At 63.2% G+C, this 22,356-nt stretch carries 33 protein-coding genes; 32 read left to right on the forward strand and 1 reads right to left on the reverse strand.

The genetic code is table 11. From position 1 onward, the window contains the following. Positions 1 to 259 precede the first annotated feature (259 nt). The 32 genes from rpsL (at position 260) to ACZK29_RS04165 (ending at position 20,029) form a co-directional block, all read left to right on the forward strand. Positions 260 to 634, forward strand: coding sequence for a 30S ribosomal protein S12 (gene rpsL, locus ACZK29_RS04010; RefSeq protein ID WP_004145320.1), 375 nt, complete (start codon positions 260 to 262; stop codon positions 632 to 634). A gap of 12 nt (positions 635 to 646) precedes the next feature. Then, positions 647 to 1,120 (forward strand): 30S ribosomal protein S7, encoded by a 474-nt coding sequence (gene rpsG, locus ACZK29_RS04015; RefSeq protein WP_004145321.1) that lies wholly within the window; start codon positions 647 to 649, stop codon positions 1,118 to 1,120. A gap of 141 nt (positions 1,121 to 1,261) precedes the next feature. Beyond that, positions 1,262 to 3,403, forward strand: a complete 2,142-nt coding sequence (gene fusA / locus ACZK29_RS04020) for an elongation factor G (RefSeq protein WP_019662237.1) — start codon at positions 1,262 to 1,264, stop codon at positions 3,401 to 3,403. A 52-nt stretch (positions 3,404 to 3,455) separates the two neighbouring features. Beyond that, positions 3,456 to 4,646: an elongation factor Tu gene (gene tuf, locus ACZK29_RS04025; protein WP_033835886.1), complete on the forward strand. Its 1,191-nt coding sequence runs from the start codon at positions 3,456 to 3,458 to the stop codon at positions 4,644 to 4,646. Between the two features lie 332 nt (positions 4,647 to 4,978). Then, on the forward strand, positions 4,979 to 5,290 hold the full coding sequence (rpsJ, locus tag ACZK29_RS04030; protein ID WP_005408208.1) for a 30S ribosomal protein S10: 312 nt from the start codon (positions 4,979 to 4,981) through the stop codon (positions 5,288 to 5,290). Positions 5,291 to 5,301: 11 nt separating this feature from the next. Continuing rightward, the gene (rplC, locus tag ACZK29_RS04035; protein ID WP_004145336.1) at positions 5,302 to 5,952 is read left to right on the forward strand and encodes a 50S ribosomal protein L3; all 651 of its coding nucleotides are present in this window, start codon (positions 5,302 to 5,304) and stop codon (positions 5,950 to 5,952) included. Between the two features lie 12 nt (positions 5,953 to 5,964). After that, positions 5,965 to 6,570 (forward strand): 50S ribosomal protein L4, encoded by a 606-nt coding sequence (rplD, locus tag ACZK29_RS04040; protein WP_049432779.1) that lies wholly within the window; start codon positions 5,965 to 5,967, stop codon positions 6,568 to 6,570. Then, positions 6,567 to 6,866, forward strand: coding sequence for a 50S ribosomal protein L23 (gene rplW / locus ACZK29_RS04045; RefSeq protein ID WP_004145338.1), 300 nt, complete (start codon positions 6,567 to 6,569; stop codon positions 6,864 to 6,866). Before rplD ends, rplW begins: the two co-directional genes overlap by 4 nt. Before the next feature lie 10 nt (positions 6,867 to 6,876). Then, positions 6,877 to 7,704: a 50S ribosomal protein L2 gene (gene rplB / locus ACZK29_RS04050; RefSeq protein WP_004145339.1), complete on the forward strand. Its 828-nt coding sequence runs from the start codon at positions 6,877 to 6,879 to the stop codon at positions 7,702 to 7,704. 6 nt (positions 7,705 to 7,710) lie between these two features. Then, entirely contained in the window at positions 7,711 to 7,980 is a 270-nt protein-coding gene (gene rpsS / locus ACZK29_RS04055) for a 30S ribosomal protein S19 (RefSeq protein ID WP_005415413.1), read from the forward strand. A gap of 12 nt (positions 7,981 to 7,992) precedes the next feature. Continuing rightward, positions 7,993 to 8,328 (forward strand): 50S ribosomal protein L22, encoded by a 336-nt coding sequence (gene rplV / locus ACZK29_RS04060; RefSeq protein WP_004145348.1) that lies wholly within the window; start codon positions 7,993 to 7,995, stop codon positions 8,326 to 8,328. 18 nt (positions 8,329 to 8,346) lie between these two features. Further along, positions 8,347 to 9,081 (forward strand): 30S ribosomal protein S3, encoded by a 735-nt coding sequence (gene rpsC / locus ACZK29_RS04065; protein ID WP_005415414.1) that lies wholly within the window; start codon positions 8,347 to 8,349, stop codon positions 9,079 to 9,081. Between the two features lie 5 nt (positions 9,082 to 9,086). Then, positions 9,087 to 9,500, forward strand: coding sequence for a 50S ribosomal protein L16 (gene rplP / locus ACZK29_RS04070; RefSeq protein WP_004154486.1), 414 nt, complete (start codon positions 9,087 to 9,089; stop codon positions 9,498 to 9,500). Continuing rightward, a complete protein-coding gene (gene rpmC / locus ACZK29_RS04075) occupies positions 9,500 to 9,685 on the forward strand; it encodes a 50S ribosomal protein L29 (protein WP_004154487.1) in 186 nt (61 codons plus the stop codon). Before rplP ends, rpmC begins: the two co-directional genes overlap by 1 nt. A gap of 11 nt (positions 9,686 to 9,696) precedes the next feature. Next, entirely contained in the window at positions 9,697 to 9,966 is a 270-nt protein-coding gene (gene rpsQ, locus ACZK29_RS04080) for a 30S ribosomal protein S17 (RefSeq protein WP_004154489.1), read from the forward strand. Between the two features lie 12 nt (positions 9,967 to 9,978). After that, positions 9,979 to 10,347, forward strand: a complete 369-nt coding sequence (gene rplN, locus ACZK29_RS04085; protein ID WP_004145357.1) for a 50S ribosomal protein L14 — start codon at positions 9,979 to 9,981, stop codon at positions 10,345 to 10,347. 16 nt (positions 10,348 to 10,363) lie between these two features. Then, complete coding sequence (rplX, locus tag ACZK29_RS04090; protein ID WP_004154490.1) at positions 10,364 to 10,681, forward strand: 50S ribosomal protein L24; 318 nt, start codon at positions 10,364 to 10,366, stop codon at positions 10,679 to 10,681. Between the two features lie 11 nt (positions 10,682 to 10,692). Then, positions 10,693 to 11,235 (forward strand): 50S ribosomal protein L5, encoded by a 543-nt coding sequence (rplE, locus tag ACZK29_RS04095; RefSeq protein WP_005415416.1) that lies wholly within the window; start codon positions 10,693 to 10,695, stop codon positions 11,233 to 11,235. An 18-nt stretch (positions 11,236 to 11,253) separates the two neighbouring features. Continuing rightward, entirely contained in the window at positions 11,254 to 11,559 is a 306-nt protein-coding gene (rpsN, locus tag ACZK29_RS04100; RefSeq protein WP_019659577.1) for a 30S ribosomal protein S14, read from the forward strand. A gap of 258 nt (positions 11,560 to 11,817) precedes the next feature. Beyond that, positions 11,818 to 12,216: a 30S ribosomal protein S8 gene (gene rpsH, locus ACZK29_RS04105; RefSeq protein ID WP_021204581.1), complete on the forward strand. Its 399-nt coding sequence runs from the start codon at positions 11,818 to 11,820 to the stop codon at positions 12,214 to 12,216. A gap of 18 nt (positions 12,217 to 12,234) precedes the next feature. Next, entirely contained in the window at positions 12,235 to 12,759 is a 525-nt protein-coding gene (gene rplF / locus ACZK29_RS04110) for a 50S ribosomal protein L6 (RefSeq protein WP_019659576.1), read from the forward strand. An 80-nt stretch (positions 12,760 to 12,839) separates the two neighbouring features. Further along, the gene (rplR, locus tag ACZK29_RS04115; protein WP_026346969.1) at positions 12,840 to 13,199 is read left to right on the forward strand and encodes a 50S ribosomal protein L18; all 360 of its coding nucleotides are present in this window, start codon (positions 12,840 to 12,842) and stop codon (positions 13,197 to 13,199) included. A gap of 161 nt (positions 13,200 to 13,360) precedes the next feature. Beyond that, positions 13,361 to 13,903: a 30S ribosomal protein S5 gene (rpsE, locus tag ACZK29_RS04120; protein WP_004154496.1), complete on the forward strand. Its 543-nt coding sequence runs from the start codon at positions 13,361 to 13,363 to the stop codon at positions 13,901 to 13,903. Continuing rightward, on the forward strand, positions 13,896 to 14,087 hold the full coding sequence (gene rpmD / locus ACZK29_RS04125; protein ID WP_005408214.1) for a 50S ribosomal protein L30: 192 nt from the start codon (positions 13,896 to 13,898) through the stop codon (positions 14,085 to 14,087). The genes rpsE and rpmD overlap by 8 nt, the downstream gene beginning before the upstream one ends. 6 nt (positions 14,088 to 14,093) lie before the next feature. After that, complete coding sequence (gene rplO, locus ACZK29_RS04130; RefSeq protein ID WP_004154498.1) at positions 14,094 to 14,537, forward strand: 50S ribosomal protein L15; 444 nt, start codon at positions 14,094 to 14,096, stop codon at positions 14,535 to 14,537. Positions 14,538 to 14,544: 7 nt separating this feature from the next. Continuing rightward, positions 14,545 to 15,912 carry a preprotein translocase subunit SecY gene (secY, locus tag ACZK29_RS04135; protein WP_049418077.1) on the forward strand — a complete coding sequence of 456 codons (1,368 nt, stop codon included), beginning with the start codon at positions 14,545 to 14,547 and terminating at the stop codon, positions 15,910 to 15,912. 347 nt (positions 15,913 to 16,259) lie between these two features. Continuing rightward, entirely contained in the window at positions 16,260 to 16,616 is a 357-nt protein-coding gene (gene rpsM, locus ACZK29_RS04140) for a 30S ribosomal protein S13 (protein ID WP_004154500.1), read from the forward strand. A gap of 11 nt (positions 16,617 to 16,627) precedes the next feature. Further along, a complete protein-coding gene (gene rpsK, locus ACZK29_RS04145) occupies positions 16,628 to 17,017 on the forward strand; it encodes a 30S ribosomal protein S11 (protein WP_004145443.1) in 390 nt (129 codons plus the stop codon). 15 nt (positions 17,018 to 17,032) lie between these two features. Further along, complete coding sequence (rpsD, locus tag ACZK29_RS04150) at positions 17,033 to 17,662, forward strand: 30S ribosomal protein S4 (RefSeq protein WP_004145446.1); 630 nt, start codon at positions 17,033 to 17,035, stop codon at positions 17,660 to 17,662. 55 nt (positions 17,663 to 17,717) lie between these two features. After that, positions 17,718 to 18,716 carry a DNA-directed RNA polymerase subunit alpha gene (locus ACZK29_RS04155; RefSeq protein WP_005408216.1) on the forward strand — a complete coding sequence of 333 codons (999 nt, stop codon included), beginning with the start codon at positions 17,718 to 17,720 and terminating at the stop codon, positions 18,714 to 18,716. A 191-nt stretch (positions 18,717 to 18,907) separates the two neighbouring features. Then, a complete protein-coding gene (gene rplQ / locus ACZK29_RS04160; protein ID WP_005408217.1) occupies positions 18,908 to 19,291 on the forward strand; it encodes a 50S ribosomal protein L17 in 384 nt (127 codons plus the stop codon). A gap of 231 nt (positions 19,292 to 19,522) precedes the next feature. Continuing rightward, the gene (locus ACZK29_RS04165) at positions 19,523 to 20,029 is read left to right on the forward strand and encodes a disulfide bond formation protein B (RefSeq protein WP_100471395.1); all 507 of its coding nucleotides are present in this window, start codon (positions 19,523 to 19,525) and stop codon (positions 20,027 to 20,029) included. An 88-nt stretch (positions 20,030 to 20,117) separates the two neighbouring features. Here the strand turns inward: ACZK29_RS04165 and ACZK29_RS04170 are convergent, their stop codons facing one another. Then, positions 20,118 to 22,244 carry a TonB-dependent receptor gene (locus ACZK29_RS04170; protein ID WP_478446707.1) on the reverse strand — a complete coding sequence of 709 codons (2,127 nt, stop codon included), beginning with the start codon at positions 22,242 to 22,244 and terminating at the stop codon, positions 20,118 to 20,120. Positions 22,245 to 22,356: the final 112 nt, after the last annotated feature.

A 22,356-nucleotide genomic window follows, 5' to 3' on the forward strand; every position in this document is an offset into this window, starting at 1 on the left:
ATCGAGAGTCGACTAACAGTCGACTCTACCGGGCAGGGCAGGGTGGACCGCTCGCGGTTCACCCCGCCAACCTGAACGGGGTACATGGAGGCCCCCCAGTAACGTTCCGGGATCAGGAACGGGCTTGACAGGAGGCGTTTGACTGCTTTCCTGGCAGGTTGCTACAATCGTCTGTCTCAGCAGGCCAGAATTTTGGCCTGCTTTAACATTTCCGCATCTCTGGCCGGATTTTCCGGCCACCAATCAGAAGAACCTACTGATGGCGACGATCAACCAGCTGGTCCGCAAGCCGCGGCAAGCGACCACCTACAAGAGTGCCTCGCCGGCGCTCGACAAGTGCCCGCAGCGCCGTGGCGTCTGCACCCGTGTCTACACCACCACTCCGAAGAAGCCGAACTCGGCTCTGCGCAAGGTTGCCAAGGTCCGCCTGACCAACCAGGAAGAAGTGATTTCCTACATCGGTGGTGAAGGCCACAACCTGCAGGAGCACTCCGTGGTCCTGATCCGCGGCGGTCGCGTCAAGGACCTGCCGGGTGTGCGTTACCACACCGTTCGTGGCTCGCTCGACGCCGCCGGCGTTGCCAAGCGTCGCCAGGCCCGTTCCAAGTACGGCGCCAAGCGTCCGAAGGCATAAGGAGAGAGCACTATGTCGCGTAAGGGTAATACTCCGCAGCGTTCCGTCCTGCCCGATCCGAAGCACGGAAGCGAAACCATCGCCCGCTTCATCAACATGGTCATGCAGAGCGGCAAGAAGTCCGTCGCCGAGAAGATCGTGTACGGCGCCATGGACGTGATCACCGAGAAGAACAGCAGCGCCAACGCCATTGAACTGGTGCAGAAGGCTCTGGACAACGTCGCTCCGGCGGTCGAAGTCAAGTCGCGCCGCGTCGGTGGTGCCACCTACCAGGTGCCGGTCGAAGTGCGTTCGTCGCGCAAGATGGCCCTGGCCATGCGCTGGCTGATCGACTCCGCGCGCAAGCGTGGTGAGAACACCATGCCGAAGAAGCTGGCTGCTGAACTGATCGACGCCTCGGAAAATCGTGGCGGCGCCATCAAGAAGCGCGAAGAAACCCACCGCATGGCCGAAGCCAACAAGGCATTCGCCCACTACCGCTGGTGAGTTTGACGGCCTTGTAAAACAGGCAGGGCAGCACCACTTCGGTGCGTGCTGCCTCGCGGTCCCAGAAGGACTGCGCCAATCCGAAGGCCGCCGAAAGGCGGCGTTCGGCCATCCGAAATCCAAGAAATCTGAGAGGCTCCCGTGGCCCGTTCCACTCCCATCGAGCGTTACCGTAACTTCGGCATCATGGCTCACATCGATGCCGGCAAGACCACCACGTCCGAGCGCATCCTGTTCTACACCGGCAAGAGCCACAAGATCGGTGAAGTGCATGACGGCGCCGCCACCATGGACTGGATGGAGCAGGAGCAGGAGCGTGGCATCACGATCCAGTCCGCTGCCACCACCGCGTTCTGGAAGGGCATGGACAAGTCCCTGCCGGAGCACCGCTTCAACATCATCGACACCCCCGGGCACGTCGACTTCACCATCGAAGTGGAGCGCTCGCTGCGCGTGCTCGACGGTGCCGTCTTCGTCCTGTGCGCCGTCGGTGGCGTGCAGCCGCAGTCGGAAACCGTGTGGCGCCAGGCCAACAAGTACCACGTGCCGCGCATCGCGTTCGTCAACAAGATGGACCGCACCGGTGCCAACTTCCAGAAGGTCGTCGGCCAGCTGAAGGCCAAGCTGGGCGCGGTTGCCGTGCCGATGCAGCTGCCGATCGGCGCTGAAGACAACTTCAAGGGCGTCGTCGACCTGCTGAAGATGAAGGCCATCCACTGGGATGAGGCTTCGCAGGGCATGAAGTTCGAGTACAGCGACATCCCGGCCGATCTGCAGGCGGCTGCGGAAGAGGCTCGCCAGTTCATGGTCGAGACCGCTGCCGAAGCCAGCGAAGAGCTGATGGAAAAGTACCTGGGCGGCGAAGAGCTGGCCGAGGCCGAAATCATCAACGCGCTGCGTACCCGCACCCTGGCCACCGAGATCGTGCCGATGTACTGCGGCTCGGCCTTCAAGAACAAGGGCGTGCAGGCCATGCTGGACGGCGTGATCCAGCTGCTGCCGTCGCCGGTCGACGTGCCGGACGTGAAGGGCGTGGACGTTGACGACGACACCGTCGAAATGACCCGCAAGTCGGACGACAAGGCGCCGTTCTCGTCGCTGGCCTTCAAGATCATCACCGACCCGTTCGTCGGCGCGCTGACCTTCTTCCGTGTCTACTCGGGCACCCTGAACGGTGGCGACACCGTGCTGAACTCGGTGAAGGGCAAGAAGGAGCGCATCGGCCGCATCCTGCAGATGCACTCGAACAACCGCGAGGAAATCAAGGAAGTTCTGGCGGGTGACATCGCTGCTGCCGTGGGCCTGAAGGACACCACCACCGGTGACACCCTGTGCGCCGTGGATGCGCCGATCATCCTGGAGCGCATGACGTTCCCGGAGCCGGTGATCTCGATGGCCGTCGAGCCGAAGACCAAGTCGGACCAGGAAAAGATGGGTCTGGCGCTGGGTCGCCTGGCGCAGGAAGATCCGTCGTTCCGCGTCAAGACCGACGAAGAATCCGGCCAGACCATCATCTCGGGCATGGGCGAGCTGCACCTGGACATCATCGTCGACCGCCTGAAGCGCGAGTTCAACGTTGAAGCCAACGTCGGCGCGCCGCAGGTGGCCTACCGCGAAACCATCACCCTGGCTGACGTCAAGTCGGACTACAAGCACGCCAAGCAGTCCGGTGGTAAGGGTCAGTACGGTCACGTCGTGATCGAGCTGTCGCCGATCACCGCTGAAGATCGTGCCGATCCGAAGATCGCTCCGATGATCAAGGACGATTTCCTGTTCATCAACGACATCACCGGCGGCGTGATCCCGAAGGAATTCATTCCGTCGGTTGAAAAGGGCCTGCGCGAAACCATCACCAGCGGCCCGCTGGCTGGCTTCCCGGTCGTGGACGTCAAGGTGAAGCTGGTGTTCGGTTCGTACCACGACGTCGACTCCTCGGAAATGGCGTTCAAGCTGGCTTCGTCGATGGCCTTCAAGCAGGGCTTCGCCAAGGCCAAGCCGGTGCTGCTGGAGCCGATCATGAAGGTCGAGATCGTGACCCCGGAGGATTACCAGGGTGACGTGATGGGCGACGTCAGCCGTCGTCGCGGCGTGCTGCAGGGTTCCGACACCACCGGTGACGGTTCGGCCAGCATCATCAACGCGATGATCCCGCTGGGTGAAATGTTCGGCTACGCCACGGCGCTGCGTTCGCAGACCCAGGGCCGCGCCACCTTCACCATGGAATTCGATCACTACGAGCCGGCTCCGACCAACATCGCCGAAGCCGTCATGAAGAAGGGCTGAGCCTCGCTCAGCCTCTCTTGAAACCATTTACGAACAATCAAGGTATAGAACAATGGCAAAGGGTAAGTTCGAGCGCACCAAGCCGCACGTCAACGTCGGCACCATCGGTCACGTCGACCACGGCAAGACCACGCTGACCGCTGCACTGACCAAGATCGGTGCCGAGCGCTTCGGTGGCGAGTTCAAGGATTACTCCTCGATCGACGCCGCTCCGGAAGAAAAGGCGCGTGGCATCACGATCTCGACCGCGCACGTCGAATACGAATCCCCGATCCGTCACTACGCCCACGTTGACTGCCCGGGCCACGCCGACTACGTCAAGAACATGATCACCGGTGCCGCCCAGATGGACGGCGCGATCCTGGTGTGCTCGGCCGCTGACGGCCCGATGCCGCAGACCCGCGAGCACATCCTGCTGTCGCGTCAGGTCGGCGTGCCGTACATCGTCGTGTTCCTGAACAAGGCCGACATGGTTGACGACGCCGAGCTGCTCGAGCTGGTCGAGATGGAAGTGCGCGAGCTGCTGAGCAAGTACGACTTCCCGGGCGACGACACCCCGATCATCGCTGGTTCGGCCCGCCTGGCGCTGGAAGGCGACCAGAGCGACATCGGCGTGCCGGCCATTCTGAAGCTGGTCGACGCCCTGGACAGCTGGATCCCGGAGCCGGAGCGTGCGATCGACAAGCCGTTCCTGATGCCGGTGGAAGACGTGTTCTCGATCTCGGGCCGCGGCACCGTGGTGACCGGTCGTATCGAGCGCGGCGTGATCAAGGTTGGCGACGAAATCGAAATCGTCGGCATCCGTCCGGTGCAGAAGACCACCGTGACCGGCGTTGAAATGTTCCGCAAGCTGCTGGACCAGGGTCAGGCAGGCGACAACGCTGGCCTGCTGCTGCGCGGCACCAAGCGTGACGACGTCGAGCGCGGCCAGGTGCTGGCCAAGCCGGGCACGATCAAGCCGCACACCAAGTTCGAAGGTGAAGTCTACGTCCTGTCGAAGGACGAGGGCGGCCGTCACACCCCGTTCTTCAACGGCTACCGTCCGCAGTTCTACTTCCGCACCACCGACATCACCGGCGCAGCTGCACTGCCGGAAGGCGTCGAAATGGTGATGCCGGGTGACAACGTCAAGATGGTCGTCACCCTGATCAACCCGGTGGCGATGGACGAAGGCCTGCGCTTCGCCATCCGCGAAGGCGGCCGCACCGTCGGCGCCGGCGTGGTCTCGAAGATCATCGAGTAATCTGGTAGTATCTACGCCCCGATGTTGCCTGGGTAGGGCATCGGGGCGTATCAAATGGGAAAGCAGGCACAGGATGTGCCTTGTGTTCCCCGGACCAGGAAGGGTCAATGCCATTCAGGCGGCGTCAACAGGCGACTGTTGACAGCTGCCTTGTGTGCCATTATGCTTCTACGTCTGGGCAGGCCTGGGAACGGGTCTGCCTACGTTTTTGAGGTCTATGGAGTGACCTTGTCGGCCTGCAGGAGTGTGGGCCGTCCGTATTCAGGAATTTCATGGGGCAAAGCAACCCAGAGGCTTTGTCTGTCGCTCTTTTAACGAAGGAACCTACCGCCATGGCGGACCAAAAGATCCGGATCCGGCTGAAAGCGTTCGATCATCGTCTGATCGACCGTTCGGCCAGCGAGATCGTTGAAACGGCAAAGCGGACCGGCGCGCAAGTGCGTGGCCCGATCCCGCTGCCGACCAAGATCGAGCGCTACACCGTTCTCGTCTCCCCGCACGTCGACAAGGACGCGCGTGACCAGTACGAGACCCGCACGCACAAGCGCGTGCTCGATATCGTTGACCCGAATGACAAGACCGTGGACGCGCTGATGAAGCTCGAACTGGCTGCCGGCGTCGACGTTCAGATCAAGCTGACCTGAGGACTACGACCATGACGAAGAAGTATTCGTTGGGCTTCGTGGGCCGCAAGGCTGGCATGAGCCGCGTGTTCACTGAAGATGGCCGCTCCATCCCGGTGACCCTGATCGAAGCAACCCCGAACCGCATCGCGCAGATCAAGACCGTCGAAACCGACGGCTACAGCGCCGTGCAGGTGACCGTCGGCGCGCGTCGCGCTGCCCTGGTCAACAAGCCGGAAGCCGGCCACTTCGCCAAGGCGAAGGTGGAAGCGGGTCGTGGCCTGTGGGAATTCCGCGTTGAAGACGCGCAGCTCGGCGATTTCGCCGTTGGCGGCGAAGTCAAGGCGGACATCTTCGAAGTCGGCCAGATCGTCGACGTCCAGGGTGTCACCAAGGGTAAGGGCTTCCAGGGCACCATCAAGCGCCACAACTTCCGTATGGGCGATGCAACCCACGGTAACTCGCTGTCGCATCGCGCGCCGGGTTCGCTGGGTCAGCGCCAGACCCCGGGTCGCGTTTTCCCGGGCAAGAAGATGTCGGGCCACATGGGCGCGGTGCAGCAGAGCACCCAGAACCTGGAAGTGGTCAAGGTCGACGTCGAGCGCGGTCTGATCGCGGTTCGCGGCGCCGTTCCGGGCGCGGCGGGTGGCGATGTGATCGTCCGTCCGGCGAGCAAGGCATAAGGAGAGATGACGATGGAACTCGTTATCACGGGTAGCAACAACAAGGTCTCGGTCTCCGAAGCCGTGTTCGGTCGCGATTTCAGCGAAGATCTGGTCCACCAGGTCGTCGTTGCTTACCGCAACGCCGGTCGCGCCGGCACCAAGGCACAGAAGACTCGCTCTGAAGTGGCTGGTACCACCAAGAAGTCGAAGAAGCAGAAGGGCGGCGGCGCGCGTCATGGCGCACTGACGGCTCCGATCTTCGTCGGCGGCGGTGTCACCTTCGCGGCCAAGCCGCGCAGCTTCGAGCAGAAGGTCAATCGCAAGCAGTACCGTGCCGCCATGTGCGCGATCCTGTCCGAGCTGAACCGTCAGGGCCGTCTGACCATCGTGGAGTCCTTCGACGTCGAAGTGACCAACACGAAGGGTCTGATCGCCAAGCTGGCCGGCCTGGAAGTGGGCAAGCGCCCGCTGATCGTCACCGAAGAAGCGTCCGAGCACCTGTACCTGTCCGCCCGCAATCTGCCGTACGTGCAGGTGCGTGACGTCCAGGGTCTGGATCCGGTCTCGCTGGTGGGTGCCGACACGGTCGTCATCACCGCTGACGCGGTCAAGAAGGTCGAGGAGTGGCTGGCATGAACAGCAACGAAAAAATCTTCAGCGTGCTGCGTGCCCCGCGTGTCTCCGAAAAGACCGCGCGCCTGCAGGAACTCTCCAACCAGTATGTCTTCGAAGTTTCGAACGAAGCCACCAAGGCCGATGTAAAGGCCGCGGTTGAGCAGCTGTTCGACGTCAAGGTCGAAGCCGTCAACGTGGTCAACGTCAAGGGCAAGAACAAGTCCTTCCGTAACCGTGCTGGCCGCCGCGGCGATTGGCGCAAGGCGTACGTTCGCCTGGCCGATGGCCAGTCGATCGATGTAACGGCCAAGGCCTGAGGTACATCCCATGCCATTGATGAAATTCAAGCCCACTTCCCCCGGCCGCCGTTCGGCCGTGCGCGTGGTCACTCCCGACCTGCACAAGGGTGCTCCGCACGCCGCGCTGGTCGAGTCGCAGAGCCGCTCGGGTGGTCGTAACCACCATGGCCGCATCACCGTGCGTCACGTCGGTGGTGGTGCCAAGCAGCACTACCGCATCATCGACTTCAAGCGCAACAAGCTGGGCATCCCGGCGCGCGTGGAACGCATCGAATACGATCCGAACCGCACCGCCCACATCGCTCTGCTGTGCTACGTCGACGGTGAGCGTCGCTACATCATCGCCCCGAAGGGCCTGAAGGCTGGTGATCAGGTGATCGCTGGTTCGGATGCCCCGATCAAGGCTGGCAACACCCTGCCGCTGCGCAACATCCCGGTCGGCACCACCATCCACTGCATCGAACTGAAGCCGGGCAAGGGCGCTCAGATCGCTCGCGCCGCTGGTGCGGCCGTGCAGCTGGTGGCTCGCGAAGGCATCTACGCCACCCTGCGCCTGCGCTCGGGTGAAATGCGCAAGGTGCCGGTCGAGTGCTGCGCCACCATCGGCGAAGTCGGCAACGACGAGCACAGCCTGGAAAAGCTGGGCAAGGCCGGTGCCAAGCGTTGGCGCGGCGTCCGCCCGACCGTTCGTGGTGCTGCCATGAACCCGGTTGACCACCCGCACGGTGGTGGTGAGGCCAAGGCCGGCCAGGGTAACCCGCATCCGGTCACCCCGTGGGGTGTCCCGACCAAGGGTTACAAGACGCGCCATAACAAGCGCACTCAGCAGTTCATCGTCCGCGATCGTAGGGGCTAATCGACCATGGCACGTTCACTCAAGAAGGGCCCGTTCGTCGATCACCACCTCGTCAAGAAGGTGGAGGCCGCTGCGGGCAGCAAGAAGCCGATCAAGACCTGGTCGCGCCGTTCGATGATCCTGCCTGACATGGTAGGCATCACCATTGCCGTGCATAACGGCAAGAACCACATCCCGGTTCTCGTCAACGAGAACATGGTCGGCCACAAGCTCGGCGAATTTGCCATCACCCGGACCTTCAAGGGTCACGGTGGTGACAAGAAGTCGGGCAAGTAAGGAGAGATGACAATGGAAGCGAAAGCCATCCTGCGCACTGCGCGCATCTCCCCGCAGAAGGCTCGTCTGGTCGCTGACCAGGTGCGCGGTCTGCCGGCCGAACGTGCGGTCAACCTGCTGAAGTTCTCGGACAAGAAGGCTGCCCACCTGATCAAGAAGGTGGTGGAGTCGGCTATTGCCAATGCCGAGAACAACCAGGGCGCCGACGTCGACGAGCTGAAGGTTCAGACCATCATGGTTGATGAAGGTCCGACCCTGAAGCGTTTCATGGCGCGGGCGAAAGGCCGCGGTACCCGCATCCTCAAGCGCACCAGCCACATCACTGTGGTTGTGGGCGCCGCCAAGTAAGCGGATAAGGAAAAGACCATGGGTCATAAAGTTCATCCGATTGGTATCCGCCTCGGCATTTCCAAGGACTGGAACTCCAAGTGGTACGCCAACAAGGCCGAGTTCGCTGGTTACCTGGCAGCCGACCTGAAAGTGCGCGACATGCTGCGCAAGAAGCTGGCCCAGGCCGGCATCAGCAAGATCCTGATCGAGCGTCCGGCCAAGACCGCTCGCGTGACGATCCACACCGCCCGTCCGGGCGTGGTGATCGGCAAGCGCGGTGAGGACATCGAGAAGCTGCGCAAGGAAGTGAGCGAGATGATGGGCGTCCCGGCGCACATCAACGTCACCGAAGTGCGCAAGCCGGAACTGGACGCGCAGCTCGTTGCCGAGTCGATCGCCCAGCAGCTGGAGCGTCGCATCATGTTCCGCCGTGCAATGAAGCGCTCGGTCGGCAACGCGATGCGCCTGGGTGCCCTGGGCATCAAGGTCAACGTCGGTGGCCGCCTCAACGGTGCAGAAATCGCCCGTTCGGAGTGGTACCGCGAAGGCCGCGTGCCGCTGCACACCCTGCGTGCCGACATCGACTATGGCTTCGCTGAAGCCAAGACGACCTACGGCATCATCGGCATCAAGGTCTGGATCTACAAGGGCGAGGTCTTCGATTTCTCCCAGGTTGGCCAGGAAAAGCAGGACGACACCCCGTCGCGCAACGATCGTCACGATCGCGGCGACCGCGGTGACCGTCAGCGCCCGGCCCGTGAAGCGAGGTAACGACAATGTTGCAACCCAAGCGAACCAAGTACCGCAAGGTACACAAGGGCCGTAACGATGGCCTGAGCTGGAGCGCCAACGCTGTCAGCTTCGGCGAATACGGCCTGAAGGCAACCGCACACGGTCAGCTGACCGCGCGTCAGATCGAAGCGGCCCGCCGCTCGATCAGCCGCTACGTCAAGCGCGGCGGCAAGATGTGGATCCGCGTGTTCCCCGACAAGCCCATCACCAAGAAGCCCATCGAAGTCCGAATGGGTTCTGGTAAGGGCAACGTGGAATACTGGGTGGCCCAGATCCAGCCCGGCCGCATGATCTATGAAATCGAGGGTGTTTCCGAGGAAGTGGCTCGCGAGGCGTTCCGCCTGGCCGCCGCCAAGCTCTCGGTCACCACCACTTTCGTGACCCGTACGGTGCGCTGATGGATATCAAAACTCTCCGTGAAAAGTCGGCTGACGAACTCAAGGCCCACCTGATCGACCTGCGTAAGGAACAGTTCTCTGTCCGTATGCAGCAGGTCACCGGCCAGCTGCCGAAGACCCACGACATTCGCCGGGTCCGTCGCGAGATTGCTCGCGTCAAGACCCTGCTCGGCAGCACGAAGTAAGGATGGCCGCTATGAGCGACAATACTGAAAAGAAGACGCTGCGCACGGTCGAAGGCCGTGTCGTCAGCAACAAGATGGACAAGACGGTTACCGTCCTGGTTGAGCGTCAGGTCAAGCACGCGCTGTACGGCAAGTACATCAAGCGCTCGACCAAGCTGCACGCCCACGATGCCGACAACGCCTGCAAGGAAGGCGATGTCGTCCGCGTGACCGAGATTGCTCCGATGTCCAAGACCAAGAACTGGCGCGTGGTGGAAGTCATCACGCGTGCGGCTGAATAAGGAGTCTGAATCATGATCCAGATGCAGAGCTACCTTGACGTCGCGGACAATTCGGGTGCCAAGCAGGTGATGTGCTTCAAGGTGCTGGGTGGTTCCAAGCGCCGTTACGCCGGCATCGGCGACATCATCAAGGTCACCGTGAAGGATGCGATTCCGCGCGGCAAGGTCAAGAAGGGTGAAGTGTATGACGCCGTCGTGGTGCGTACCCGCAAGGGTGTGCGTCGCGCCGACGGCTCGCTGATCCGCTTCGACGGCAACGCTGCCGTTCTGCTGAACAGCAAGCAGGAGCCGATCGGTACCCGTATCTTCGGGCCGGTGACCCGTGAACTTCGTTCGGAGAAGTTCATGAAGATCGTCTCGCTCGCTCCCGAAGTGCTGTGAGCGACAGGAGATAATCATGGCTAACCGTATCAAGAAGGGCGACCAGGTTGTCGTCAACGCTGGCAAGGACAAGGGCAAGCAGGGCGAAGTCGTCCGCGTCGACGGCGACCGTGTGGTCGTCGCCAACGTGAACATCGTCAAGCGCCACACCAAGCCGAACCCGCAGGCAGGTGTTGCCGGCGGCGTGGTCGAGCGCGAAGCTTCGATCCATATCTCCAACGTGAACGTGCTGAACCCGGCTTCGGGCAAGGGCGAACGCGTTGGCTTCAAGGTGCTGGAGGATGGACGCAAACTGCGTGTGTTCCGCTCCAGCGGTGAGGCGCTCGACGCCTGAGGAATGTGAAGATGACTTCCCGTCTCGAAAAGATCTACAAGGAAGAAGTGGTGCCGGCGCTGATGAAGCAGTTCGGCTACACCAACCCGATGGAAGTACCGAAGCTCGTCAAGGTCACCCTGAACATGGGTGTCGGCGAGGCTGCCACCAACAAGAAGATCCTGGAAAACGCCGTCGCGGACATGACCAAGATTTCCGGCCAGAAGCCGGTTGTCACCAAGTCGCGTATCTCGGTCGCGTCGTTCAAGATCCGTGATGGTTGGCCGATCGGCTGCAAGACCACGCTGCGTCGCCACAAGATGTACGAGTTCCTGGACCGCCTGATCAACATCTCGCTGCCGCGCGTGCGCGACTTCCGTGGTGTTTCCGGCCGTTCCTTCGACGGCCGCGGCAACTTCAACATGGGTGTGAAGGAACAGATCATCTTCCCGGAAATCGACTTCGACGCCGTCGATGCGATCCGCGGCATGGATATCGCCATCACCACCACTGCGAAGACCGATGCGGAAGCGAAGGCGCTGCTGGCAGCGTTCAAGTTCCCGTTCCGTAACTGATCTGTCGAGGAAACCGAAATGGCAAAGACCTCCATGGTCAACCGCGACATCAAGCGGGAAAAGCTGGCCAAGAAGTACGCTGAAAAGCGTGCGGCTCTGAAGAAGATCGTGTCCTCCGTGGACGCGACCTACGAAGAGAAGATCGAGGCCGCAACCAAGCTGGCCAAGCTGCCGCGCGATTCGTCGCCGAGCCGCCAGCGTAATCGTTGCGAGCTGTCGGGTCGTCCGCGTGGCGTCTACAGCAAGTTCGGCCTGGGCCGTAACAAGCTGCGTGAAGCCACCATGCGTGGCGACGTCCCGGGTCTGCGCAAGGCCAGCTGGTAACCCCAGCCGGCCCTGCGATCAGGAGCCCCTTCGGGGGTTCCTGAACCGGGCAGGGGAGGCATTCAGCTTTCCCGACGCAAAAAAACCGAGGAGCCCGGCGCAAGCCGGGCTCTTTTGGCGTATACTCCCGCGTCTTGCCCTGCGCAAACGGGGTCGTAGGAGTGGGCTTCCGGCCCGCTGCATCAAGGGACCTGGCCCGTTTCCAGGAGACAACAGATTTTCGCGAAAGCGGATATCGGTGCACTCAAAGGTACTCATATGAGCATGACTGATCCCATCGCCGACCTGCTGGTCCGCATCAAGAATGCGGCCGCGGTGGGCAAGCAGACGGTGAAAGCCCCGTCGTCCAAGATCAAGGTTGCGATCGCCCAGGTCCTGAAGGACGAGGGTTACATCGCCGACCTGCGCGTGACCCAGCTGGAAAACAACAAGTCCGAGCTGGAAATCGTGCTGAAGTATTTCGAAGGCAAGCCGGTCATCGCGACCCTGAAGCGCTTCTCGCGTTCGGGCCTGCGCCAGTACCGCGGCAAGAGCGAGCTGCCGAAGGTCATGAACGGCCTGGGTATCTCCATCATTTCCACCTCCAAGGGCATCATGACTGATGCGCAGGCGCGCCAGCTGGGCGTCGGCGGCGAAGTCCTGTGCTTCGTGGCCTAAGGCGAAAGGAGTAGAACTATGTCCCGCGTAGCCAAGAAGCCGATTACCCTGGGTAAGGTTGAACTGAACGTCCAGTCGGACAGCGTCACCGCCAAGGGCCCGAAGGGCACCCTGTCGCTGGCCAAGCCGGCCGGTATTGCCATCAACGTCGACAACGGCGTTGCCACCCTGAGCACCGAAAGCGCCGACCTGGTCGCACTGACCGGTACCGTGCGTGCGATCCTGTCCAACATGGTCAAGGGCGTGTCCGAAGGCTTCGAGCGCAAGCTGGAGCTGGTGGGCGTGGGTTACCGCGCTGCCATGCAGGGCAAGGACCTGAACCTGTCGCTGGGCTTCTCGCACCCGGTCGTGTTCGTGGCGCCGGAAGGCATCACGCTGTCGACCCCGACCCAGACCGAGATCCTGGTCCAGGGCGCTGACAAGCAGGTCGTCGGTGAAGTTGCCGCCAAGATCCGTGCGTTCCGCAAGCCGGAACCGTACAAGGGCAAGGGCGTGAAGTACTCCGACGAAGTCATCATCCGTAAGGAAGCCAAGAAGGCATAAGCGCGAGTCCCTCGCAAGAGCCCGCACATCCCTGTGCGGACTTCTCAGGGAAAAGCTCTTCCTTCAGCTTTCAAGGAATAATCAAAATGAACAAGAACATCGCCCGCCTGCGTCGCGCCAAGTCGACCCGTGCCCACATCCGTGAGCTCGGCGTCGCCCGCCTGTCGGTGCTGCGCACCGGCCAGCACCTGTACGCCCAGGTCTTCACCGCCGACGGCTCCAAGGTGCTGGCTGCTGCCAACACCACCCAGGCCGACGTCATCGAAGGCCTGAAGAACGGCAAGAACGCCGATGCTGCTGCCAAGGTTGGCCGCATCGTTGCCGAGCGCGCCAAGGCCGCCGGCATCGAGAAGGTTGCCTTCGATCGTTCGGGCTACCGCTACCACGGCCGCATCAAGGCCCTGGCAGAAGCCGCCCGCGAAGCCGGCCTGCAGTTCTAAGGGACAAGGGCAGGGGGCCATTGGCCTCCTGCCCACCTGCTCGCCAGCCTGAGTGAGGCTGGACGGCGCCGCTCTTCTGCAGCGGCCCACCGGAACGCCGCGTCACGCCACAACCATAAGCGGCTTCGAGCCGTACATACCCAAACAACCAAGGAATCAACATGGCAGAAGAGCGTCAGCAGCGGGGTCGCGATCGCGACCGTAACCGCGAAGAGAAGATCGACGACGGCATGATCGAAAAGCTGGTCGCGGTCAACCGCGTCAGCAAGACCGTCAAGGGTGGCCGCCAGTTCACCTTCACCGCCCTGACCGTCGTCGGCGACGGCGAAGGCAAGGTCGGTTTCGGCTATGGCAAGGCCCGCGAAGTGCCGGTTGCCATCCAGAAGTCGATGGAACAGGCCCGCAAGAACCTGGTCAGCGTTGACCTGAACAACGGCACCCTGTGGCACACCATCAAGGATGGTCACGGCGCAGCCCGCGTGTTCATGCAGCCGGCTTCGGAAGGTACCGGCGTGATCGCCGGCGGTGCCATGCGCGCCGTGCTGGAAGCCGTTGGCGTGAAGAACGTGCTGGCCAAGGCCACCGGTTCGCGCAACCCGATCAACCTGGTGCGTGCCACCGTGAAGGGCCTGGCTGCTGCACAGTCGCCGGCTCGCATCGCGGCCAAGCGCGGCAAGAAGGTGGAGGAACTCAACCATGGCTAATGAGTCCAACAAGACTGTCAAGGTCCGCCTGGTGCGTGGCCTGCGTGGCACCCAGTCGCGTCACCGCCTGTCGGTGCGTGCGCTGGGCCTGAACAAGCTCAACGATGTGCGTGAACTGAAGGACAGCCCGCAGGTGCGCGGCCTGATCAACAAGGTTCAGTACCTCGTCCAGGTTGAGGAGTAATCGACCATGACTCTGCGTCTCAATGAACTGAGCCCGGCACCGGGCGCCCGCACCGAGCGTACCCGCGTCGGTCGCGGTATCGGCTCGGGCCTGGGCAAGACTGCCGGCCGCGGCCACAAGGGTTCGTTCGCCCGCAAGGGTGGCGGCAAGATCAAGGCTGGCTTCGAAGGCGGCCAGACCCCCATGCAGCGTCGTCTGCCGAAGATCGGCTTCCGTTCGCCGATCGCCAAGGACACCGCTGAAGTGCTGCTGTACGCGCTGGACAAGCTGCCGGCCGGTGAGATCGACTTCGCCGCCCTGCGTGCTGCCAAGCTGGTCCCGAGCACTGCCAAGAAGGCCAAGGTCGTCGTCAAGGGCGAAGTGACCAAGGCGTTCACCCTGAAGGGTATTGCTGCCACGGCGGGTGCCAAGGCCGCGATCGAAGCTGCCGGCGGCAGCGTAACGGAGTAAGAAAATCATGGCGCAAGCTGGCATCGGTAACCTCGCGGGCGGAATGGGCAAGTTCACTGAACTTCGCCAACGTTTGCTGTTCGTCGTCGGGGCTTTGATCGTCTATCGCATCGGCTGCTACGTGCCGGTGCCGGGCGTCAATCCCGATGCCATGCTTGCCATGATGCAACAGCAGGGCGGCGGCATCGTGGACATGTTCAACATGTTCTCGGGCGGCGCCCTGCACCGTTTCAGCATCTTCGCGCTGAACGTGATGCCGTACATCTCGGCATCGATCGTGATGCAGCTGGCCGTGCACATCTTCCCCGCCCTGAAGGCGATGCAGAAGGAAGGTGAGTCCGGCCGCCGCAAGATCACACAGTATTCGCGCATCGGCGCCGTGCTGCTTGCAGTGGTGCAGGGCGGCTCGATCGCGCTGGCCCTGCAGGGCCAGGTCTCGCCGTCGGGCGCTCCGGTCGTGTACGCGCCGGGCATGGGCTTCGTGCTCACCGCCGTGGTCGCGCTGACCGCCGGCACCATGTTCCTGATGTGGGTCGGTGAGCAGGTCACCGAACGCGGCATCGGCAACGGCGTGTCGCTGATCATCTTCGCCGGTATCGTCGCAGGCCTGCCGGGTGCGATCATTCACACCTTCGACGCCTACCGCGACGGCAACATCCAGTTCATCCAGCTGCTGCTGATCGCCATTGTCGTGCTCGCGTTCACCTTCTTCGTGGTGTTCGTCGAGCGTGGCCAGCGCCGGATCACGGTGAACTACGCGCGCCGCCAGGGCGGTCGCAACGCGTACATGAACCAGACCTCGTTCCTGCCGCTGAAGCTCAACATGGCCGGCGTCATCCCGGCAATCTTCGCCTCGAGCCTGCTGGCCTTCCCGGCCACCCTGGCCATGTGGTCCGGCCAGGCCGCCAACCAGAGCAGCTTCGGCCAGATCCTGCAGAAGGTCGCCAATGCGCTGGGTCCGGGCGAGCCGCTGCACATGATCGTGTTCGCCGCGCTGATCACCGGTTTCGCGTTCTTCTATACCGCGCTGGTGTTCAACTCGCAGGAAACCGCCGACAACCTGAAGAAGTCGGGCGCGCTGATTCCGGGCATCCGTCCGGGCAAGGCCACCGCCGATTACATCGACGGTGTGCTGACCCGCCTCACCGCAGCGGGTTCGGCCTACCTGGTGATCGTCTGCCTGCTGCCGGAACTGATGCGCACGCAGCTGAACGCCTCGTTCTACTTCGGCGGTACTTCGCTGCTGATCGTGGTGGTGGTGGTGATGGACTTCATCGCCCAGGTGCAGGCGCACCTGATGTCCCACCAGTACGAGAGCCTGCTGAAGAAGGCCAACCTGAAGGGCGGCAACCGCGGCGGTTTTGCCCGCGGCTGATTGGCCTGTTATACTTTCGTCTTCCTGACGTGATGGTCCCTCCGCTTCGCGGACTCCGGCCACACAAACGAAGGGCGGCCCCCGCAGCGGTTCCGGGTGGGGGTGTGATGAGGTGGTCCCGCGCTGGAGTAGCGCGGGCGGCCCCGGGGGGAACCCCAGGTCCAACCCCATCCGGCGCCGGAGCCTGGGCACACTCCCCAGGCCGGGTTCATGAAACCAATGGTTTCACGGGCTTCCATGTAAACCGGAACCTTGTTAGTATCGCTAGTTCACTTTTTTGATCCATCCTGCCGGATTGGCGTGCCCGAGGCGCGCTGTCGGCCATCACTCAGCTGGAGAACCGCGTCATGGCGCGTATTGCAGGCGTCAACCTGCCAGCCCAGAAGCATGTCTGGGTCGGGTTGCAAAGCATTTACGGCATCGGCCGTACCCGTTCGAAGAAGGTCTGCGAAGTCGCAGGGGTTGCTTCGACCACCAAGATCCGCGATCTGTCGGAGCCGGAAATCGAGCGCCTGCGCGCCGAAGTCGGCAAGTACATCGTGGAAGGCGATCTGCGCCGTGAGATCGGCATCGCGATCAAGCGCCTGATGGACCTGGGCTGCTACCGCGGCCTGCGTCACCGTCGTGGCCTCCCGCTGCGTGGCCAGCGCACCCGTACCAACGCCCGCACCCGCAAGGGTCCGCGCAAGGCGATCAAGAAGTAAGGGACTGAGAAATGGCTAAGCCCGCTGCTAAGACCAAGAAGAAGATCAAGCGCGTCGTCACCGACGGCGTTGCCCACGTCCACGCTTCGTTCAACAACACCATCGTCACCATCACCGACCGCCAGGGCAACGCTCTGTCGTGGGCGACCTCCGGTGGCGCTGGCTTCCGCGGTTCGCGCAAGTCGACCCCGTTCGCTGCCCAGGTGGCGGCTGAAAAGGCCGGTCGTGCTGCGCTGGACTACGGCGTGAAGTCGCTGGAAGTCCGCATCAAGGGCCCGGGTCCGGGCCGTGAGTCGGCCGTGCGTTCGTTGAACAACGTCGGCTACAAGATCACCAACATCATCGACGTGACGCCTATCCCGCACAACGGGTGCCGTCCGCCGAAGAAGCGTCGCGTCTAAAGGGAGCGATAAGAAATGGCTCGTTATATCGGTCCTACCTGTAAGCTCGCCCGCCGCGAAGGCGCCGACCTGTCCCTGAAGAGCCCGGCGCGTGCGCTGGACTCGAAGTGCAAGCTGGAGCAGAAGCCCGGCCAGCACGGCGCCACTGCCCGCAAGGGCAAGCTGTCCGACTACGCCACCCAGCTGCGTGAAAAGCAGAAGGTCAAGCGTATCTACGGCCTGCTCGAGCGTCAGTTCCGCAACTACTACAAGAAGGCCTCGACCAAGAAGGGCAACACCGGCGAGAACCTGCTGCAGCTGCTGGAAACCCGCCTGGACAACGTCGTCTACCGCATGGGCTTCGCCGTGACCCGTCCGGCTGCCCGTCAGCTGGTGTCGCACCGCGGCGTCACCGTGAATGGCAAGTCGGTCAACCTGGCTTCGTACCAGGTCAAGGCTGGCGACGCCATCGCTCTGTCTGAAAAGGCTGCCAAGCAGCTGCGCGTCCAGGAAGCCCTGACCGTCGCCGCCCAGCATGACCTGAGCCCGTCGTGGGTTGAAGTGGATTCCGGCAAGTTCACCGGCATCTTCAAGGCTGTTCCGGATCGTTCGGATCTGCCTGCGGACATCAACGAAGCGCTGATCGTCGAGCTGTATTCGAAGTAATTCACATTGGAGAGCCCCCGGCGACGGCCGGGGGTTCACTAGGAGAACCCGCAACATGACGGTTACCGCCAACCAGGTTCTGCGTCCTCGCGGTCCGCAGATCGAACGCCTTACCGACACCCGTGCAAAGGTCGTTATCGAACCTTTGGAGCGGGGTTACGGGCATACGCTGGGTAATGCCCTGCGTCGCGTGCTGCTGTCGTCCATCCCGGGCTTCGCCATCACGGAAGTCGAAATCGACGGCGTGTTGCATGAGTACACCACGGTCGAAGGTCTGCAGGAGGACGTGCTCGAAGTCCTGCTGAACCTCAAGGACGTGGCCATCCGTATGCACTCCGGCGACAGCGCCACCCTGTCCCTGTCCAAGCAGGGCCCGGGCGTTGTCACCGCTGCCGACATCAAGGTCGACCACAATGTGGAGATCCTGAACGGCGACCATGTGATCTGCCACCTGACCAAGGACACGGCAATCAACATGCGTCTGAAGATCGAACGTGGTTTCGGCTACCAGCCGGCTGCCGCGCGTCGTCGTCCGGACGAAGAAACCCGTGCCATCGGCCGCCTGGTCCTGGATGCCTCGTTCTCGCCGGTCCGCCGCGTCGCCTATGCCGTGGAAGCGGCCCGCGTCGAACAGCGTACCGACCTGGACAAGCTGGTCATCGATATCGAGACCAACGGCACCATCGATGCCGAGGAAGCCGTGCGCACCGCCGCCGACATCCTCAGCGACCAGCTGTCGGTGTTCGGTGACTTCACCCACCGCGACCGCGGTGCGGCGAAGCCGGCCAACAACGGCGTGGATCCGGTGCTGCTGCGCCCGATCGACGATCTGGAGCTGACCGTGCGTTCGGCCAACTGCCTGAAGGCTGAAAGCATCTACTACATCGGCGATCTGATCCAGAAGACCGAAGTGGAGCTGCTGAAGACCCCGAACCTGGGCAAGAAGTCGCTCACCGAGATCAAGGAAGTGCTGGCTCAGCGCGGCCTGTCGCTCGGCATGAAGCTGGAGAACTGGCCGCCGGCCGGCGTCGCCAGCCACGGCATGCTGGGCTGATATCGGTAATGCCTGAAGGCTCCACCGGCAACGGTGGAGCCTTCAACGCAACACAACATGCCACGACGAACCCCAGGTTCGCGCGGCAGGTCGTCCAGGAGGGGCGGCCAGGACCATCCGCAGTCCGCGCAGCAACGCCAGGATGGCGACAACGATCCGCACAGCCTCATCATTAACCAAGGAATATCACCATGCGTCACCAGAAGTCTGGCCGTAAGTTCAGCCGCACCAGCGCCCACCGCGAAGCGATGTTCAAGAACATGGCCGCCTCGCTGTTCAAGCACGAGCTGATCAAGACCACCCTGCCGAAGGCCAAGGAACTGCGCCGCGTTGCCGAGCCGCTGATCACCCTGGCCAAGGTCGACTCTGTCGCCAACCGCCGTCTGGCCTTCGCCCGCCTGCGCGACAACGAAGCCGTGGGCAACCTGTTCACCATCCTGGGCCCGCGCTACGCGAACCGTCCGGGCGGCTACCTGCGCCTGCTGAAGTGCGGCTTCCGCGCCGGCGACAACGCGCCGATGGCCTACGTCGAACTGGTCGACCGTCCGGTCGTGGCCGAGGAAGTGGCCGAGTAATCGGACCGCTCCAACGCGACACAGCGAAAGCCCGGCCTCCGCCGGGCTTTTGCGTTCTGGTAGCGCCGGGCCATGCCCGGCGTTTCCGTATCCGCTACGCTCGCCGGGCATGGCCCGGCGCTACCTGCGGCACAATGCGACCCACACCGTTCCGACAGGCGTGGCTTGTGGCGGTTCAGACGGCGCGCACTCTCGGTTACGCTTGGCGCCTGATCCATTCGAGCGTTGACGATGAATCCACTGCGCTGGCCCTTCCGCGCCCAGTTCTTCCTGGGCTTCCTGATCTGCGCGGGCCTGCTTGGCTACGCCATCTTCCTGCAGTTGAAGATGGGCCTGGAGCCGTGTCCGTTGTGCATCTTCCAGCGCCTGGCGTTCGCTGCGCTGGGCCTGCTGTTCCTGATCGGTGCACTGCATGGTCCGTCCAACCGCCCCGGCCGGGCGACCTATGGCGTGCTGGCCTTCATTGCCGCGGCAGTAGGTGTCGGCATCGCCGCGCGCCACGTGTACGTGCAGATGCTGCCGCCGGAGATGGGCGCGACCTGCGGCCCGCCGCTGAGCTTCCTGCGCGAGACCATGGGGCCGCTGGAAGTGTTCCGCACGGTGCTGACCGGTACCGGCAACTGCGGCAACATCGACTGGACGTTCCTGGGCCTGACCATGCCGATGTGGTCGGGCGTGTGGTTCGTGCTGCTGGCGCTGTGGGCGCTGGTGGTGTCGCTGCGCAAGGTCAGGCGCTGAACGTGGCCACGCATGGCGTGGCTCTACTGGGTAGTGCCGGCCGCTGGCCGGCATACCGTGGGATTGCCGGCCAGCGGCCGGCACTACCTCAGAAGTCCTGCTGCAGGCTCAGGTAGGCACCGCGGCGTGGTCCCCACTGCGGCGCGAACACACCCACGCCGCCACCGTCGCGCAGCTGGTAGCTGCGGTCCAGCGCGTTGATCACCGCCAGCTGCACATGCAGCGGATGCCCGCTGTCGGCGTTGAAGTCATGCCCGGCGCTGAGGTTCACCTGCAGGTACGACGGCAGCTCGCCGCCGTTGGGCACGCCCTCGATGTCGGAACGCAGGCCGCTGCCGAACACGTAGTTGGCGCCGATCCGGTTGTGCCCGGCGAAGGCGTAGCTGAGGCCACCCGATGACGTCAGCTTCTGGTCGTGGTCGAGGTGGATCCAGTGATCGGCCACATAGGCCAGGGCATCCGGATCGAGGTTGTACTGGCTGGTGATGACCTGGGTGCCGATCGCCTTGTTGTAGGCCGCGTTGAAGTAGGCGCTGAACGGGCCGTTGCTGTAGTCGGCGCTGAACTCCAGGCCGCGGATGTGGCCACGGCGATAGTTGAAGGTCGAGTAGATGTAGGCGGCGCCGAACTGGCCTTCATCCTGCAGGCGCGCGACGCGGCGATCGTAGGCATCCAGCCCGAGCGTCAGGTGCTCGCCCAGTTGCTGTGAGAGACCGATGTCGTAGTAGTCGCTGCGCTCGGCCAGCGGTGTGTTGTTGCCGCCACTGGGTTGCTGGTTGGTGGTGCCGTCGTACAGCGCAATGTCGCTGCTGGCGATCAACTCGCTGGCCGGTGGCGTGAAGTAGCGCGAATAGCCAGCGTGCACGGTGGTGCTGTCGCTGGCATTCCAGACCACGCCCACGCGCGGGCTTAGCTGGCCCTCGCTGCGGCCGAAGGCCCTGTAGCGGTCGCCGCGCAGGCCGTAGTTCACGGTCCAGTCCTCGCCGATCTTCCACTCGTCCTGCACGTACAGTGCCAGCGTGCTGGCGTGGAACGCGCTGCGATCGGCAATCAGCAGCGGCGTGGTGCTGGACTGCTGGCCGTTGTCGTCAACCGGGAACACCCAGCTGTTGCTGCTGGCCCGCGCGTTCTCGTAGTTGCCGTACAGGCCATAGCGCAGCGTGTGGTCGTTGCCCAGCGGCGTGGAGAAATCGGCCTGCAGGGTGTTGGCGCGATTGCTGCGCAGCACCTGCGAGGCGACGCCACTGAACACCAGGTCACCGATGACATCGGGATTGAAGCCGACATCGCTGTAACGCTGCCCGGCCGAGAGCTGGTAGGCGGTGCTGCCAAGCGTGCCCTGCAGCACCAGCATGCCGAAACGGGTGGTCTCGCGCTGGGTTTCATCCAGCTGGCTGGAATCGAAGGTGGTGGTATCGAGATAGCCGAACTGCGGCGCCTGGCCCGGATTGACCGGAATCTGGAAGCGGTTGTTGGCGAAGCCGGCAAACACGCTCAGGCGGGTGTTCTCATTGACCAGGTAGGTCAGGTCGGCGAACGCCTTGCCCTGGTGCGTGTCGTCGTGCAACGGCTTGCGCGTGTTGGTGGGGTTCTCCAGGCCGACGTCGTTCTGGTCGTAGTTGCCGGTCAGGAACCAGCTCCAGCGCCCCTGGTTGCCCCACCAGGAGGCATTCGGATTGACCTTGCCGAACGAGCCGGTGGTCAGCCCCGCGCTGCCGCCATTGCCCAGCTCGGCACCGTTGCGGCTGGTGATGTCGACCACCGCCGCGGTGCGCTCGCCGAACTGCGCCGGCAGCGCGCCGTCCATCAGGCGGATGCTCTTGATGGTGCGTGCATCCAGGGTCTGGCCGAAGCCGGAGATCGATTCGGGCAGCAGCACGCCGTTGATGCGGTACTGCAGGTTGGCGTGGTCGCCGCGCACATGCACGCCGCCATAGGAATCCTGGACCACGCCCGGGGCCTGCAGCAGTACCTGGCTGAGCGGCGCGGAGGCACCCAGCGGCTGTTTCTGGATGTCCTCGGCGGTGATCTGGTACTGGCTGCTGCCGATGTCAGGCGACAGTGTGTTGCGGGCCTGGTCGAGCTGGGCGTGGACGGTGACCGCGTCCAGGTCCTTGACGGACGAAGAGGTGTCGTCGGCTGCCAAGGCGAAGGCGGGCAGGCTGGCCAGGGCCAGGGCGAAGGTGATGCCGGTAGCGAGGGGCGAGGGCTTCATGGTGGGAGAGGTGGCGGCTGGATGTGGAAGGGGCCGGTCCATGACATGGAAGTGTTACTCCGTAACAAAGCATGCGCCTGTCCCGGGCGGCTGACCATGCAGGATCTGGCCA

The organism is Stenotrophomonas sp. 89682_Sma (genome assembly GCF_056481405.1).